Here is a 17,801-nt window from a genome sequence, read left to right as displayed (position 1 = left end):
ATTTTGATATAAATTAACTCTAAAAATTAAACGCTTAGATTAAAAATAACATAATCAACTTTTTGGTTTTATCCGTGATTGATTGCATAGATTCAATGTGAAATTTAACAAATTATTCAAAATAAATTACTGAAATAAAAATAAAAAACACGTTTAATAGCATCATTTACGCTAAACAACAGCATATATGCGCAATAACAAGATCGATCTCTTACGTGGAATTTCAATTTTATTGGTACTTCTCCACCATTTTAATATTCCTTATAAACTGCATGACACATTTCTCGGTATACAAATCTTTGGCGAAAGCTTAAGTACTTTAATTGCCCGCAATGGTAATTATGGTGTGACCCTATTTTTTGTGATTTCAGGTTTTTTAATCACCCAACATACTTTACAAAGAAGTGGCACACTCGCGCAGATTAAGCTCAAAGATTTCTATATCCGCCGTATTGCCCGAATTATGCCTTGTTTGGTGCTACTGGTGGTGCTGGTGACGGCACTGGGTGCAATGGGGTTAAAACCCTTTATCAATCAAGCGCCAAACGGTATTGAAGTCTCTTATGGCTTAACTGTATTTTCTGCTTTTACCTTTTGGATGAATATCCTGATCATTGAAAATGGCTGGGTGAATTATGCACTTGGTGTGCTTTGGTCCTTATCTGTTGAGGAAGTCTTTTATTTAGTATTTCCGATTTTGTGTGTTGTATTAGGCCGTGGTAAAGGCTTTATTATATTTTTATTGGCAATCATCGTTTATGCACCTTATTTCCGTTCATTACATTTTGCTGAGGAAAGTGGGGCTTATCTTTATCATTATTTCTCAAGTTTTGATGGAATTGCGATTGGTTGCTTAACTGCTTTAATGACTCAGCGTATGAGTCAAAAAATTCAGGTTTCAAGAATCGTGGTTCCAATCATTGTGGTATTGATGGTTACTGTTTATTTATATGCACCAATCAAAGAGGTCAGTACTTGGGGAATCAGCCTTTTTGCTCTATTGTCAGCAATGTTGATCTTCTGTTTTGCTCAGAACCCACATACTGAATCTCGCTCTATATTGTCAAAAGGTGTAGCGTGGATTGGACAACGTAGTTATGAAATGTACTTGTTTCATTTGATTATCTTGGGTTTATTTAAAGTTTTTTATTTTCCTAAAGAAACCTTAGCTGTTGAAAAATTAATGCTATTGCCAATTTATTTTATTGCTGTTTTTGTATTGAGTTGGGCCATTGAAAAGTATTATTCAACACCGATGAATGCAAAAATTAGAAATTGGCTAATTAAGCGCCATTGAAAAAAATCCTATATTTATTGAGTTTGCACAAGTAAATGGTTATTCGGGAACGGATCTAATCGGACTTGATGTTGAGCACAATAGCGTGATTGTGCATTGTTTAAGGTATTAACAACTACTTTTTACATTATTGAATCGTGTATGGGGTAACTATCGCATGACGACATGGACATGGATTAGTTTTATAATTTCATGTTGCTGAATTTATTAAAAAATTATTTAAGTGGACCTGTAAATTACATACAATCAATAAAAAACCTCCATTTAGGAGGTTTCTATCTACAAGTTAAAATGTTGGTTTAACGACCACTAAAATCACCACTGCAAATAAAATCAGGGTTGGCATCTCATTGAAAAACCGCCAAAACTTATGCGATTTATAATGTGCATTGCCAATCAGTTTTTTACGGTAATAGCCACAAACAAAGTGGTAAATCACCAAAAGACCAACTAAACCGACTTTTAGATAAAACCATAAAGCTTCATGGTAATGACGTGTTGCATCACCCCAGTCTACGAGAAAATGTGCAGTGATTAATGTTGCGATCATCGAAGGCCACATAATGCCCCGATATAACTTACGCTCCATGATTTCGAAACGCTGATGACTTAAATTGTCATCGCTCATGGCATGGTAGACAAACAAACGCGGGAGATAAAATAGTGCTGCAAACCAACACACGACTGCAATGATATGTAAAGCTTTTACCCAAAGGAAAGCTTCTGAAGGAGCATCCATCAATTTACCCTTTTAAGGGCAGTGTGCGAGAAGTTGATCATCCAAACTTATTTTAAATTTGAATGATCAACAATTCTTTGTTTAGCCTTCCCATTTTTTAAAAATGAGACAAGCATTGACACCGCCAAAACCGAAACTGTTACTCATCACAGTATTCAATTTTGTATCGCGTTTTTCAAGTACGATGTCATAACCTTTTGTGCCTTCATCAAGTTCAGTGACATTGATGTTTGGTGCGATAAAGTCATTTTGCATCATCAATACAGAATAAATGGCTTCTTGAACACCAGCAGCACCCAGACTATGACCTGTCATAGACTTGGTTGAACTTAATGGTGGAACATTACCTTCACCAAATGCACGACCCATCGCAAGAAGTTCAGTCACATCACCAGCAGGTGTTGAAGTACCATGAGTATTGACATAGTCAACCTTATCTACGCCATGTTGTTTAGCTTCTTCTAAAGCCATCAAAATACAACGGGTCGCACCTTCACCCGATGGTGCAACCATATCCGCACCATCTGAATTTGCAGCATAAGCAACCACTTCTGCAAGAATATTTGCGCCACGTGCTTGAGCATGTTCAAGTGATTCGAGTACAACGAAACCACCACCACCCGCAATCACAAAACCGTCACGGTCAGCTGAGTATGGGCGTGACGCTGTTTCTGGAGCATCATTATATTTAGAACATAGTGCGCCCATCGCATCAAACAATAAGCTTTGTGACCAGTGATCTTCTTCACCGCCACCGGCCAACATTAAATCTTGTTTACCCAATTGAATCAGGTTGTAAGCATAGCCAATTGCATCAGCTGAAGTTGCACAAGCACTGGTGATTGAATGAGCAACACCTTGTAATTTAAATGCAACACCGACATTGGCAGTAATGGTGTTTGACATATTACGTGGTACGAAGAACGGGCCAATTTTACGCGCACCTTTTTCTTCTAAAAGTTTAACCATCTCTGTAACAGACGCAGTTGAGTTACCACCTGAACCCCCTGCAATACCGTAACGAGGATTACCGCCCAATTGTTCTGGCGTTAAGCCTGCATGTTCAACGGCTGCAAGCGCAGAATTGTAGGCATACATTGCACATACGCCCATGAAGCGCTTGAGTTTACGGTCAATACCATCAAAATCTTGTTCTGCTGCGGCACTGACATGACTTTTAAAATTAAGTTCTTCGTAAGTTGAATTATGACGTGTCCCTGAAATACCATTTTCCAAAGAGTGCTTAACAGCTTCCAATGTATTACCGATACATGAGTTAATGCCCATACCAGTGATGACAACACGACGGTTCATGCAAAGTCCTTTATTTTAGAATACAGAATGAATGTTTACATTTAAACGCGTTTACTTTTTTAGTTCAATGGCGAAAGATATTGATTCTTGTGCATCATTTAAAACAATATATTGTATGCTTAAAAGTTAATTAAATAGCTGAAAATAAATATATTTATTATTTTTATAATAATATGAATTCATGATGGATATTTACATCAATTAGGCAAAACCATCCATAAGTAGGGCTTACCAGAGATGGTTTGAAGCACTAATTTTTGAAATAAATTTTAAATTGCTGGAATAAGCATGGTGTTTTATCCCTATTGTAGAACAAGGCTTCTCTTTACCTGCTGAGTTGAATTACCCATATAACCGATATGATGACCATCAAGACCAATCATATCGGTTGCAATACAACTGTTATAGCCTGTAGCAAGCCTAAACAAAATTTCTTTGTCTTTATGAATTACCAAGGCGTTTTCTTTTCCCATTCAGGATCAAAACCTGATGTCGATGCAGCAACTTTTAAATAATCTGCATAGCTCTCAGCCAATAAAATTGGTGGAATCTGTTTAAGTGGAAGTTCATTGTTGTTCCAAGAGCGGCTGGCTTTTTTACTAAAAGTCAGTTCATAAAGGACAGCAGGAATATTTTCTTCAGGTACATAACTTCCGCTAAATGTAATTTCTACATCAATACCCAACTGTTTATAGGGCTTAGTATAGCGGTCAAATGAACCACCATCTTCAATGCTGGCGCGTTGATAGCCTAATTTGGTTACAACACCACGTAGGGTAAAGGTGTCTGTAAGCCAGCCATTATGATCCTTAATTTCAGTGACATTATCATCTTCAAGCTTTGGTAGGTGATGAGTCATCTGTTCAAATAAGAATTTCACTTTATAGTCTTTAAAGTGTGCAATCCAATCTTTTGCTTCCTTTTCACCAACCAAAACCGCATGAGAAATTTGAATTTTACTGTCTGTGCTCAGCTCGACTTCATCATCATCTAAATTCAGTAATGCACCATCATCACTTGGTCTAAAACTGATTTTTTCACCATTGGTTTTGATCTCAAGCCAAATCAGCTTTTGGATTAAGCGTCTCATAATCGGGTGGGCAAAGATATACTCTTGCCACTCAGCAACATTCCACTGACGTTCGCTACACATTGCCTCATACAAACGACCTGTTTGCATATCAACCACTTGTTTAAACTCTTTTTTACTGGTGCTAAATAGTGCTTTGGCTTCTTTGATCAGGCTTTCATCATCATTTTGGCGGGCAGCAGGTAGTGCTTTAACTTCTTTACCTTCTTCATTTTTAAGAATGAATTTGTCTTTATCATCGACAATGGCGCTAAAGTTACGTGAGCCATATTGTAGCTGTAACACAGCATTTTCATCTAAACCTGCCGTTGGAATAGTGCGGTCAGCCAGCTCATCACTTGTCCATTGATTGCGTTCAGCAATCTCAGCAACCAATGTGTTTGCAAGTGTTTGTACCGAAGCAGTCCGATAACGACGTGAAAGTGAAAGCAACAGTTGGATGATTAATGGATCATTACTGATCGATAATGCACTAATCATGGCTTCAATTTGTGAGCGACGAGGGTAGTGTTGCTTCATATAGTTCTGCAATTGTTTTACTGCAAAACTTCCTTGTGCATTGGCTGTCAGTGAAAGCATACCTTTACTTTTGATCGCGGAACCCAGATAAAGTCCTAAACGTTCGCGTTTAATCTCTTCAATCACTTCTTCTAAGGTGATGGTGCCATATTTGGCATAATATTCAGGGTATTTTTCACCATAACGTTTGTATGAATCCCGATAAGAACTCAGACGGCCAGGCGCTTCTGTGGTTGCATATTGCGTTGCTTCATCCAATGGTGTTTGTAAGGTATCTTGATGAATAAAACTGTGTAATAAATGATTGGCAAGTTGTACCTGATCTTTTTGATCGAGTAAGCCACTGTAGCGTTGTAATAAGGCATTGGCTCTAGGCTCTTTCAGTTTTTCAGCCAATATCACCCACCATTTAATAATTCTAGGGTCAGCCTCTTTACCATTCTGCCATTTCACTTTTGGTAATGTGTCAAAATCAAACCATGTAAAACTGCTTGAAAGTTTGCCTTTTAAACCGTCTTCTGCTTCTTTTAGCAACACTTCTGGTTTGAGATAAGCACTAATATCCTGTCCAAGCTTTTCCAATGCCGTTAGAAGAGCAGCTCGAACGATTTCTTTCTTCTCTTTTTTAAGTAAAGCATTCAGCGGTTTTACTGCATCCTGATTTTGTAGACGTGCTAGCCATTCAATTGCAGTGATTCGAATGTCTTGTTTACCCGAATCTAGAGCTTCAATGGCACGTTGATGAATGTCTGGAAGGTGTTGTAAGGTTTCTTGCGCTTCATAACGCAAACGCTTATTTTCACCCAATGCAAATTCGAGTAAGCGCGGAATAAATTGTACTGGTAAGGATGGGAAACATTTAAGTACAAAGATGGCATCGGATGGGTTAAAGCTTTGATATTCATTTTTTTCTAAAGATGGAGAAAGCCCCAATGCTTCAGTTAAATATTCTTGATTTTCCGCAAAAAATGGCCAAATTTTATCTTTTTCATAAATATGATCTTGTAAACTTTGATAATAGGATGATCCCGCTAGAATCCCTTGAGCGACTCTACGTTTGGGATTGTTAAATTTAGCCGCATCTAGGGCCTGAACGATATGGCGAAGTTCATAATTGGCATATTCTTCAGGTTTAAGCATTTCAAATAAATTAGGCCAATAAATCCAATTCCGATTGCGTATCGCAATGATTCTCATGGCATGATTAATGGAAAACTCAGGATATTTTTTATATTTATTTTTATGGGTAATAATATTTTCAACTTGGTGTACATTTTTAAAAGATGCATCACCGTTCAGCTGGTCAACAATCGACGTTAAGGTTTGATGGTTGATTTTTTTAAGCTGCTTTAAATGATCTTGAGCCCAAGTTCTTTTATAACTTGCTGTTTTATTCTCTTCAATTTCATCGGCAGCATTCTGTTCAGCTTTAGCCAAAATTTCTTGATAATTTTCTAAAATAACCTCGGTAAAACTTGCTGGAATTTTTTGTTCAACAAACGGTTGAAAGGTTGGTGCTTCAAAATCTTGCTGTAATTGAGCAGTATCAACAGATCTTAAGCGCTGAATTGCCATTTGTAAGATTTGTTGTACAGATTTTTGTTTTTCTTGTGCAAAAGCTTGTTCTAGTACAGTTAGATTGTCAGCACCTAAACGTGCCAATAGATCTGCAGAAAAGCCACGTTCCTGACTTGAACCTTCCAATAGATTTTGATTTAAATATTTTTGGCTATCTTCTGGATTTAAATTCGTCAATAAACTGGTGGCTTTAGTACGAATGGTTTTAGATTTCCCTACAGAAAGTTTTACAATCAAGTCAGGGATTTGTTTGATCAATGTCGTTTGTTTGGCGATATAGTCTAAAAAGTTTTCTTGTCCAATGATGCTCAATGTTGGAATAAGTTTTCTGAGTTGATCTAATCGGGCTGAAATGAAATCTTGGGTGTCCTTGAGTAATAATATTTTATCTAATTTACTAGAATGATAACTGTCGATATTTTGGCGTTCAAATAAATAAGGCAGTAGTTCATCGCCTAAACCCTGTTGATCACTTTCAAGCAAATCAAATAGTTTCTGTTGAGTCCAATTTTGCTTTAACAATTTATTCGGATCTGCTTCGCTAAAATGATGACTATCAAAAGCAGTAATAAATGTATCTACCGTGAGATAAATAAACCAAGCGGGCACTTTTTCATAAATATTGGTAAAATTTTTCTGTTGTGTTGCCGCTTCAAGCACTTTGGCAAAACGAATAATTTGTTCAAATTCTAATTCTTCAAAAATCTCACCATAATAACGACGGCGTAGTTTTAGTGCCGCTTCAGCAAGCTTATTTTCTTTTTTATCCAGTGATTGATTGTTTTGAGGCCAATACCAGCTATAGGTACCTGGCTTTTCCAGTAAAAGCAGTGCTTTTTCATTCGGGTATTGCTGTAATTTAAGTAATATTTCTGGATTTTCTCCATCCAAAATAAACAAAACCACATTTTGATCAAGTTGGTCTTCAATGACGGCCAAAGGCCGGAAAATATGGTAGAGCTTTTCAACTTTATTTTTTAGATCTTCATTATGTTTTTGAATGTGGTCATGATCAGCGGTTGAGTCTGCTTGTTGCGTTTTCACTGCCTTATCCTCAGGCTTTAAAAACATCGACTCAATTTTTGAAAAAAGTTTATTTAACATCTGTATTCCTTTTGAGCAACTCGCTGTTGCTTTTCTATAGGCGCTAATACTTTAGGCTTTAATACTGTGCTTGGTAGTTCACTAAAATTATAGAAAAATATCATCAATTTAAATAGCAAGCTTAATTTATCACGACGTAACTTGTCCTTCTAAAGCGATTCTATGATTTAGGCGTTGTAGTTGTAATAAAACATGTCGCCATTTTAAAAGCTGACTGGCTAAATTGTGCTGTGTGGAATCTGATTTGAGTGAGTTTTGAATAAAGCTTAAACCCAAATCTGCAAACTTCTCAGCAAAATCATCCAGTTTAACCAGATCATCCATATCCAGTTTTGAACGACCTGTATTTGCATAGAATTCAAACAAGGCTTGTGATTCCAAGATCAAAAGGTCTAATGCAGATAAATGTTGCTGATGTTTCCATTGCTTTTTTTGTTCGAGCAATTTTTCAATTCGACCAGTAATCAGCTCAACCAAGCTACTTTTCTTCTGTACAGGATGGTCATAATCCAGACTGAATATTTTTAAACCTTTTGGCGTTGTTAAAAACACACTACATGGAATGAATTGAATCTGTTGCTGTGTTGCTTCGATACGCACCAACGTTGCGATAATTTTTTCATTATGAATCAGTTGGGTGAGATGTTTAATTCGTGCACGGTATTCTGGTTCTATCGGAATGACCAGCTTGAGTGCTCTATTTTCATCGTCAATAATACGGTATTCAAAATATTGCTCTAGTTCGTTGAGTTCAGGCGCTGTGATACTTTTATGGCGAAGCAGTACATAACGAGATTTAAGCTGTTCTAGGCTTGAATGCGGAACAAGCATTTTCTGTAAAGATTGCCATGTTGAAATGCCAATATTCATCTGTTCTAAGTCAGATTGGCTGAGTGCATTGAACAAGCCTTTTGGTAAAAAACGAGTATCTGTGCTGGCACTGAGTTGTGTATCTGAACTGGATTTTGCATGGGTTAGTTCAAGTTGATGTTGGAGTAAAAAGCTGAGAGAACTTCCCCAAATTCCAGTATTGGCTGCACTGTGCATATCAAAGGTACGATCTAAATGATTGGCACGTGCCTGAGTCACTTCTTTGAGTTGTTGCTCTTTTGCATCCCAGAAGCACACTGTTAGACCATGTGCACCACTCTCTGTATTCCACCATTCACAACCAAGCGGGATCAGATGCGCTATGCTTTCTTGTTGATATTCACGTTGTACAGCACCACGAAGTTGTCGTAATGCTTCGGCTTGAACATCTGGATTTAAATGCTCAATTTCTGACAGTGCAGCCAAATAGGCATATAAATGTGCCAATTGATTAAAAATCTGCTGCTCATCAACCTGTACATCTGCTTCCAAAAACTGCTTCATTGAGCCATGTAAGGCACGCAATAAGCTCCCTAAACGTGGTAAGTTTTGTGCGCGTGCTTGCATATTTAAAATATGCAGTGACATGACCATTTCTTTGGCCAGATGTGACAAACCTTGCTGAATAAAGTTTTGACAAATGATTTTAAGTTCTTGGATCAATACCTGATCTTCAGGTGAAACTTGCTGAGTAGGATGGTGTTGTTGCGCTGTTGTATCAATTGACCATTGCCATTTTTCAGGGGCATTTTTCAGAACTAAATAAGCAATACATGCCAAATGCCCAGCAACTTTTTGTTTGTCTGCAATTTCTGACAACATGCCTTCAAACCCTGTTGCGGGGTATAGAACAACTGGATTGGGACTTAAATCGGTTTGAAAAGTGATTTTATGTTCTTGAATATCAATTTGACAGGATTCAGGTTGAAGCAACCAATTTTGTACAAATTCATAGGCCAAACGAATATTGGCTTTGCCTGCTTGTTTTTGGATTTTGCTTGGATCAAATTCTAAAACAGTTTCAAGGGCTGACGTTGTTGCTTGCTCAGATATTTTACCGTGTTGAGATGTTTCCTGTTGAGTTAGTGGTACTGCATTTTCTAGATTATTGTTAGGGCTATTTTCACTTGGGCTATTTGCGGTAGCCAGTAGTGTTTCATGTTCCTGAACCCATAAAATACTGCTGAGAATGTGTTTACAACAGCCTTGTGCTGAACAATTACACAGTGCTTTGGTGATGCCTTCAAAGGGCAGTTTAACCTCACATTCTTCGACTTTAAATACCAGTTGATCGTGCTCTTGTTGTAGTAGTTCAACAGCATCTAAGGCTTTATGGGCACGACGTAGAAGACCAGCATTGCTATGCATGGTTAGGCTGTCTTCATCGTATTGGGTATAAATATGCCAACTCATTGCATCACCTCTGCAAACCATGTCGCCAAATGTTCAGGGGTCATTGCTGCGATTTGCATACCACGTTCTTGGAGTTTTTGTGCCATATTGATGTCATAAACAGGATTAGCTGCTTGATCCAGCGCCGCAAGCCCAAGCAGTTTGCAGCCTTGTTGGTTGAGTTGACTGGTGGTGTTGAGCATTTGTTGAACGGATGCACCTTCTTCAAAGTCACTGATCAAGACTAAAATACTGCGATTGGGTTGTTTAATCTTTTTTTGACAGTATTGCAAAGCTTGACCAATGTTGGTTCCGCCACCGAGTTGAATGGTCAGTAAGACTTCAACTGGGTCATGTGCCAAATGGCTTAAATCAACAATTTGGGTGTCAAACAGGACCAGACTCATATTGACCGCAGGGAGAGCTGCCAAAATACTGGCACATACTGCTGCATACATGATCGAAACCATCATCGAGCCACTTTGGTCGACACACAGTACAATTTCCCACGGCAAATGTTTTTGTACACGGGCATTAAAATAAGGGGTTTGGATAATCAGTTTTTGTAAATCAGGCTGGTAATTCTTGAGATTGGCTTGAATGGTCCGTTTCCAATCAAAGTTTTGTGCCTGTTTAAGATGTGAACGCTTAAAACGATTACGACGACCTTGTAGCGCTTTTAAAAATTGTGTGCGGATTTTTTGTAAGAGTTCTTCCACGACTTTTTGAATTAATTCTCGAATCGCATCTTTCATTTCATTGCTTAAACGACCACGCATACTCAGCAAAGCTTTAGCCACTGCAGGGTTGGGTTCAAGTTGTCTTACATGCTCTGGGTTTTTAAATAACTCAGTTAACTCATAGCGTTCTATGGCTTGTTTTTGCATACGTTCAAAGGTCGATTTTGGGAACAGTTTTCGACTTTGGTTGAGCCAGTTAATCGCGTTAAGCTGCGAGGCTTCCAAACCGCCATGGCGATTTTTCCCTTGTTGGATGCCACGACGCTTATATTCATTTTGGTAGAGATAATCAAGATTGCGCTCAAGTTTCAGTTGATCGCCTGACAATGCCGCTGCTGATAAATTCTGGTCGGCATAGCGACCGAGCATCAAGCGCCAACGGCGTGCTTGATCCATTGCATCAAGAGAAGCGGGGGTATCTGAGTTTTCATCAAGATTTGGTTCAGGAGGTAATTGACTCATTCATTCACTCCTTGTTGTTCTGGATTGAGTTGTTTTGAGCGATTGCTTGCCCAGCGATCTAAGTGATCATATTCAAATATTTTTTGCAGTTGCTGGTTAAGTTGTATGCCTTGGAATACATCCTGTTCCCCAATATGACTGAGTACCTGATCGAGAATGACATCCTCGCCAAGTCCTGTGGTTTTTGCGATAATTTTAGATACTTTAGTGCTTTGCTTTGGGGTAAGCTGACTAAAGATATAGCGTAAATCAGGTAAAATCCGAATAAAGGTATCTTCAGTCCAATGACTGACCAATTGGTGAAGTGCATCAATTGCAACCTTGGATTGCACAAAGATTTCAGGCGCAATAAAAAACATGCCATGTAGGTATTGCACAGCATCTTCAGGATCACTTCCCACTGCAAAAGCCAGTTGTAATTGTTGTTGAAGCTGATTTTGCTCAATTTCATGATCTAAAAACTGTAAAGTATGTAGCGCACCTTTGAGTGAACTAAGATGAAACTCATCAATTTTTGCCAGATCAATTTGGCTATACATCAGTTCCAGTAAATCTACATCTTGTGCATTTACGACTGCATGCTGTAGTGAAAGATTTCGTTGCTTGATATTTAAAATCAGTTCATGCAAGGTTTTTAAGTTGCTAAGATTTTGTTCAACTTTTTCTTCGTGGGTATCGTAAATTTGATCAAGTAAAAAACAGGCCTGATAGACGGCAAAACTTAAACTTTGTATCACGATATTTTCGGGTAAACTTAACAGCTTGTGACCATGCCACAAATAATACAATTGCTGTGCTGCACCAATCACCGAGGCAAGGTTTTGATCGCTTTCTAAAAAAGTATCGAGTTGTTGACGGAGCAATTCTAAATGTTGCTTTAATCCCAAGCGACACGCCAAAGCCAGCAATTTGGCAGTTTCAAAGGCAGATTGTCCCACACCTTTTGCTTCATTTTCTTGCTGTAGTTTAATAATTTTAAGCAGTGCAATTTGTTCGAGTTGATTGCCCATTTCTGCCAGTTCAATCAAACGTGCTTCAACACTGGGTGTCCATGCATAACGCCATTCCTCAAACAGCAAATCCAGACTGGCACCTTGAACAAAATCTGGACCCGAAATACGTTGAGCAAAATTACAGCCGACAAATTCCAATAAATGCAAATATTGACTAATGTTCTGATGTAAAGGTTTACGATAAATATCGAGTTTTCGATTGCGTAAAATGGTGTCATTTAAATTAAAACGATAGGTTTTAATCTGTTGATAGGTATTTTGTAATAAGGCAGGGCTGTGCTGATTTTGAGCAACCTTACCAAGCTGTTGCCCACTTAAAAACTGAAAAATCAGGGTAAATAAATGCTGTTGTCCATCATCCATTTCCCCTTTGATTAAGGCTGATTGTAAGGCATCGAGTAAATCATAACGGCTCGGTTGATAATGCCCTCGAAGGCAAGCCAATTGCCAAGCAAGTTCAGCGGTATTTTTTAGCGCGATATAAGGCGTTACATCCAGTGCATTTTCTTGGTTTAAAAAATGGCATAACTCATTTAAATATTGAAAAAATTGCAGTTGCGTTTGTTCAACCGTTGGATTGTTTGCAGATTTTAAATTTTGCCAATGTTGTTGATAATATGCAGGTGAGGGCATACCTGAAGCATAGCCATTTAAAGCATCTAAACGATCGAAACTATAGCGAATCAGCCAAGCTTGCTCTTGCCAGTTTTGCTTTTGATCTTGGACAATAAAACGTTCTGCTTGCTGTGGGGCTGCTAGATTTTCAATTAAGGCAAGACTATGAAAGCCACCCGTGATCACCAAAATTTTATGCTTGGGATCAATACTGTCTTGGATGCAATTCCACATCACATCTTCACGATGTAATGAAGCATCTTGTAAGAGTACCTCACGCTCATAATCCAGACGTGCCAATGAACACCAAGCAAAAACATCATCAAAAAAAGTTTGAGCATGTTGCAGTTGTTCAACATTTTGCAGCTCGAATAAATGATCCCAAAGTTCATCGTGATTTCGGCAATGCATGGTTTCAGCAAGTTTTTGGATATATTGGCTATGCGCAAAATAACGTTCAGACAGCAAACTTTTTTGTTGCCAGTCCAAATCGGACTGTTGTGTTTTTAAGGCACTTTGTTTTGCCCAATCCAAGTCAATAAATTTAACGTCTGCTTGAATGAGTTTTGCCTGTTGGATGGCGACCCATTCAGGTGAGTATTCACAAAAAGGGAAGTAGGCAGAAAAGATTTCTGGTTGAACCTCGTCATCACTTTCATGTTCTTCGCCAGCACTCTCTTTATTTGCAGCGCCTTTTTTGGGTGAGGTTTTATTTGAAGAGCGTTGTGCTTGTGCAAATATAGCCACAGGAGGTTGAGTGGCTTGGTTCTGTAAGCTTTCAATTAAGAATTCAAAACCTGTTGGTGCTTCGATTAAAATGTGTGTGGGCTTCAGTTCATCGATATATTGTTTTAACACGTATGCACAAGCAGGGCTATGATGGCGGATTGGCGCAAAAAAAACGTTTTGCTCTGCCATTTGCTGTTTCAGTTGAAATGCCTGTTTTAAGCGTTCAGGCATTTCACCTCTCTCTATATTTCGATCCAACAGCTGCATGATTAAAACTCTCGGCTGGCGTCATAGAAACTTTTCCAGTCGGCATCTTTACGTGCACGCTCTTTCACCACAGTATCCAGATAGTAACGTAGGCGTTTAGCGTCATCTGGATTATCTTTAAACACAACTCCAATCAATTGTTGTGCGAGGTGTTCTGCTTTTAATTTTCCATCACTGAGATAAATGGCTTGTAGACCTGCCGCATGGGCAATATTGACCGCTTCAGCAGTAGACATAACAGCATCAGGCGTTTTAAGTGTTGCGCCTTGCAGACTTTGTCCTGTTCTGAGCTCATTGAAAATGGTCACCAAGAGTTCGATAACTTCTGGGCGAACTTGGATTTCACTGTATAAATCAGCAAGCTGGTTCTTAAGTTGTAATCCCACCAGTTCGATTTCAAATTTTTGATCACGAATTGGTTTTACTGTTTCAAAGTTAAAGCGGCGCTTTAATGCTGCTGACATTTCATGTACGCCACGATCACGCAAGTTTGCTGTTGCGATGATGTTAAATCCTTGTGTAGCTTGCAAACTAAAATCTTGTCCCATTTCAGGGATCATCATTTGCTTCTCAGACAGTAAAGACACCAACACATCCTGAATTTCAGGTGGACAACGGGTGATTTCTTCAAAGCGGGCAATTTGTCCGTTTTTCATGGCATAGAAGAGCGGGGAGGGAATCAGTGATTTATCTGTTGGTCCTTCCGATAAAAGGAGTGCGTAGTTCCAAGAATATTTAATATGGTCTTCGGTTGTCCCTGCTGTCCCTTGAATTGTGAGCTGAGAATTGGCTGAAATGGCAGCACTAAATAGCTCTGAAAGCATCGATTTTGCTGTACCTGGTTCACCCACCAGCATCAAACCCTGATTGCCCAGCAACGTAACCAAGGCGCGGTCAACTAAAGCATCATCACCATAAAACTTTTTTTGAATATCCAGCTTGGCATCACCCAAGATAAATGAGCGAACAGCGTAGGCAGAAAGTTGCCAACCTGCTGGCTTTCTATGTTGATCTTGTTCTTTTAAGCGTTCTAGTTCCGCTTGATATTTTTGTTCTGAACTGTGCTTAATTTGATTTTGAAAATTTTGCTTCATAATGATTCTATATATATTTTATCCAATGAATCTATCATAACTGGCAAAGGCTGAGATGACCACTGGTACATAAGTTGTCTGCGACAAATTGTGACATCTATTTGTTATAAAAAGTATTTTTAAGTAAATTGAGTGCTGTAATTGCAAGTGAACTAGGGGTAGATTGTTTATAATTGTATAGTATGATGATCTGTATTGAAATTTTGTGAAATAGTGATTGTATTGATTCGTGAATCAGTACATTAATGTAAGCGTTGAGAAACTATTTAATACAAGCTTTAGTGTTTGAAAAACCACAGTTACGAGGGTGCACATGGCAAATTCTAATAAAAAACAATCAGGCGGATTTATTTCAAATGCTTTTGGCGTGGCCAAAAAGCTAAGCGAAACAGGCTTAAGTGTGATCAATCATGTTGCTCCTGGTACGGTGAGTAAATTGAGCCACAGTCCTAAAGATGAATCCGTTGTACAAGGTACTGCTCAAGAAAAAAGTGCTTTTGAAGGTAAACAATATGAAAATCCTCAACAAATGCTACGGGAACATTTACCCAATGTAACCGGGCAGCTTTTGGGGAAACATTATAAAAAAATCAATAATGTCGCTTCGTTTATTTCACCAGATTTAAACGATAAATTGTCTGATTTTATTTTTGATAAACTCAATGAATTTGTTTCAGAGCTGACTTCTGTAGATGCTGTTCTAAAAGAAGTGGGTGCAAAAAGCTTGGCAGAATTGGCCAAGGATCCTGAACGTTCACAACGGATCAGTACTGCGCTGGCGAATCAGAATAAAATTATTGCTGCAATTCAAGGTACGGTTACAGGCGCGTTCGGCGGCTTAGGCGCAATTCTTGATGTACCTAGTTCACTGGCTTTGGCACTTCGAAGTGTTTATCACACTGGGCGAGCGCATGGTTTTGAGTTGAATGCGAAAGATCACGCTGTTGTTGAATACATTTTTAAACAAATTGATCTAGGCACTGTTGCTGAAAAACACGCATTAATGGCGGCAATACGAACTTTTGCAGGGGTGTTGCAAACCCACAATGTGAGCCAATTGCAACAGCTTTTAGGTTCGAGCAATGATATAGAGCTGTTAAAAAAATGGGTGGCAAATGAGGATGGTACATTTAAGCTGCCATGGATGAATAATCTTCCACATTTTAGTCTGTTGACACGACTCACCCCCTTAGCCACGATGGGTATCAGTGCTGCATATAACTGGAAACTGGTCGATGATGCAACCGATAAAGCTCAAATCGTATTTTCTGGCGCAAGGCAATATCTGCTACAGCATTCTGATGAAAAAATTGATGTATTAGATGCTTATGAAAAATTTAGTCAATTGATCTCAAACGCGCATCCCTTGCTTTTAGAAGACAGCAAAGCAGAAAAGCTTGCAGAGAAAGTCGAGCCTCAGGTTGAAAATGAAGCAATTACTCATGTTGAAGTGAAGGAAAAAACCAGTGAAGCTGTTGAAGAATCCACTGCTGAGCAAAAAGTTGAGCAGGGGATTCAAAAACTGGCTGAAACTCACATTGAAGATAAACATGCGACTCAACAGCAAGACAAAGCGACACCCGTAAAACCACGACGTACCGCGCAAAAGAAAGTCGCAGCAGTGGAGACCACTACAGCGAAAGCAACTGATGTGGCGAAAACATCGACAACTGCAAAAACTGTAACAAAAAAGCGTACCCCGGTAAAAGCCAAAGCGGCTACAGAAAATACGGTAAAAGCGTCTGAAAAAACGCAAGAAGCTACTGAAACAAAATCAGAAAGTAAGCCTGAGTAAGTTGAATCATTCATTTAGCCAAAGCTTGAAATGGTCAATATTTGACACCATGTTGAATGTTGACCATTTTTACTTCTTGGCTTACAATTGCATGCCCTCAAAAAGTGGTAATTTTTTGAGGCTTTTTATTAACGGGAGAATTGCCATATGGCAACAACAAATCAGTTGATCCGTAAGGGTCGCACAACTTTGATTGAAAAATCAAAAGTTCCTGCGTTGAAGGCTTGTCCACAACGTCGTGGTGTTTGTACACGTGTTTATACAACTACACCTAAAAAACCTAACTCAGCAATGCGTAAAGTTTGCCGTGTTCGCTTAACTTCAGGTTTTGAAGTTTCTAGCTATATCGGTGGTGAAGGCCATAACCTACAAGAGCACAGTGTTGTTCTTATCCGTGGTGGTCGTGTTAAAGACTTACCAGGTGTACGTTACCATACCGTTCGTGGTTCTTTGGACTGTGCTGGTGTTAAAGATCGTAACCAGTCTCGTTCAAAATACGGTACTAAACGTCCTAAGAAATAATCTTTTAAAGATTAGCTTCTTAAGAATATAGAGCCGCAATCCTTTATCGTCTCGCTTGTCTGATTTCTGCATTAATTTTGTGAAATTCAAGCGACGTGTAGTAAGGCCAGCGAATAGCACACGACACTTTGTGCTGATGCTGGATAAACCTGAAGTGTCATATTTATAGGTAGATTAAAATGCCAAGACGTCGCGTAGTCGCTGCTCGTGAAATCCTTCCGGATCCTAAGTTCAGTAGCCAAACAATCGCTAAATTCATGAACCACGTAATGCAAGATGGTAAAAAGTCTATTGCTGAAAGTATCGTTTACGGTGCTTTAGACCGCGTTCAAGAAAAAAATAAAGTAGACCCAGTTGAATTTTTCGAGACTACTCTTGAAAAAGTTCGTCCTATGGTCGAAGTAAAAGCACGCCGTGTTGGTGGTGCTACTTATCAGGTACCTATGGAAGTACGCCCATCCCGTCGTACTGCCCTAGCTATGCGTTGGTTGGTAGATGCTGCTGCTAAGCGTTCTGAAAAAACTATGGCGTTACGTCTTGCTGGTGAGTTGCTTGATGCAGCTGAAGGTAAAGGCGCAGCGATCAAAAAACGTGAAGATGTGCACCGTATGGCTGAAGCTAACAAAGCCTTCTCTCACTACCGCTTCTAAGCGGCTAAAAC

General features: G+C 38.9%; 12 protein-coding genes. 4 read left to right on the top strand and 8 right to left on the bottom strand.

The window, feature by feature from the left end:
- Nucleotides 1–187 precede the first annotated feature (187 nt).
- Complete coding sequence (locus tag F981_RS17110) at nt 188–1,297, top strand: acyltransferase family protein (RefSeq protein WP_004723665.1); 1,110 nt, start codon at nt 188–190, stop codon at nt 1,295–1,297.
- A gap of 286 nt (nt 1,298–1,583) precedes the next feature.
- Here the strand turns inward: F981_RS17110 and hemJ are convergent, their stop codons facing one another.
- The 8 genes from hemJ to F981_RS17075 all read right to left on the bottom strand — a co-directional run bounded on the left by hemJ (nt 1,584) and on the right by F981_RS17075 (nt 14,823).
- Nucleotides 1,584–2,036, bottom strand: coding sequence for a protoporphyrinogen oxidase HemJ (hemJ, locus tag F981_RS17105; protein WP_004723664.1), 453 nt, complete (start codon nt 2,034–2,036; stop codon nt 1,584–1,586).
- An 81-nt stretch (nt 2,037–2,117) separates the two neighbouring features.
- On the bottom strand, nt 2,118–3,350 hold the full coding sequence (locus tag F981_RS17100; RefSeq protein WP_004723663.1) for a beta-ketoacyl synthase N-terminal-like domain-containing protein: 1,233 nt from the start codon (nt 3,348–3,350) through the stop codon (nt 2,118–2,120).
- Between the two features lie 302 nt (nt 3,351–3,652).
- Nucleotides 3,653–3,823: a hypothetical protein gene (locus F981_RS23995; protein WP_004723662.1), complete on the bottom strand. Its 171-nt coding sequence runs from the start codon at nt 3,821–3,823 to the stop codon at nt 3,653–3,655.
- Nucleotides 3,799–7,641, bottom strand: coding sequence for a DUF4132 domain-containing protein (locus tag F981_RS17095; protein WP_004723661.1), 3,843 nt, complete (start codon nt 7,639–7,641; stop codon nt 3,799–3,801). The genes F981_RS23995 and F981_RS17095 overlap by 25 nt, the downstream gene beginning before the upstream one ends.
- A 129-nt stretch (nt 7,642–7,770) precedes the next feature.
- A complete protein-coding gene (locus F981_RS17090; protein ID WP_004723659.1) occupies nt 7,771–9,924 on the bottom strand; it encodes a hypothetical protein in 2,154 nt (717 codons plus the stop codon).
- Complete coding sequence (locus F981_RS17085; protein WP_004723658.1) at nt 9,921–11,105, bottom strand: VWA domain-containing protein; 1,185 nt, start codon at nt 11,103–11,105, stop codon at nt 9,921–9,923. The genes F981_RS17090 and F981_RS17085 overlap by 4 nt, the downstream gene beginning before the upstream one ends.
- Entirely contained in the window at nt 11,102–13,729 is a 2,628-nt protein-coding gene (locus tag F981_RS17080) for a DUF5682 family protein (RefSeq protein WP_004723657.1), read from the bottom strand. Before F981_RS17080 ends, F981_RS17085 begins: the two co-directional genes overlap by 4 nt.
- Nucleotides 13,730–13,731: 2 nt before the next feature.
- Nucleotides 13,732–14,823: an ATP-binding protein gene (locus F981_RS17075; RefSeq protein WP_004723656.1), complete on the bottom strand. Its 1,092-nt coding sequence runs from the start codon at nt 14,821–14,823 to the stop codon at nt 13,732–13,734.
- 313 nt (nt 14,824–15,136) lie between these two features.
- On the opposite strand from F981_RS17075, the gene F981_RS17070 reads away from it, so the two are divergent.
- The 3 genes from F981_RS17070 to rpsG all read left to right on the top strand — a co-directional run bounded on the left by F981_RS17070 (nt 15,137) and on the right by rpsG (nt 17,790).
- Nucleotides 15,137–16,618 carry an EcsC family protein gene (locus tag F981_RS17070; protein WP_004723655.1) on the top strand — a complete coding sequence of 494 codons (1,482 nt, stop codon included), beginning with the start codon at nt 15,137–15,139 and terminating at the stop codon, nt 16,616–16,618.
- Nucleotides 16,619–16,765: 147 nt separating this feature from the next.
- The gene (rpsL, locus tag F981_RS17065) at nt 16,766–17,140 is read left to right on the top strand and encodes a 30S ribosomal protein S12 (RefSeq protein ID WP_004648013.1); all 375 of its coding nucleotides are present in this window, start codon (nt 16,766–16,768) and stop codon (nt 17,138–17,140) included.
- A gap of 179 nt (nt 17,141–17,319) precedes the next feature.
- Complete coding sequence (gene rpsG, locus F981_RS17060) at nt 17,320–17,790, top strand: 30S ribosomal protein S7 (RefSeq protein WP_004655203.1); 471 nt, start codon at nt 17,320–17,322, stop codon at nt 17,788–17,790.
- Nucleotides 17,791–17,801 lie beyond the last annotated feature (11 nt).

The organism is Acinetobacter guillouiae CIP 63.46, from assembly GCF_000368145.1.
Classification (GTDB): Bacteria; Pseudomonadota; Gammaproteobacteria; order Pseudomonadales; family Moraxellaceae; genus Acinetobacter; species Acinetobacter guillouiae.
The sequence above is the reverse complement of the archived record's forward strand: the minus strand, read 5'-3'. Positions and strand labels throughout refer to the sequence as shown.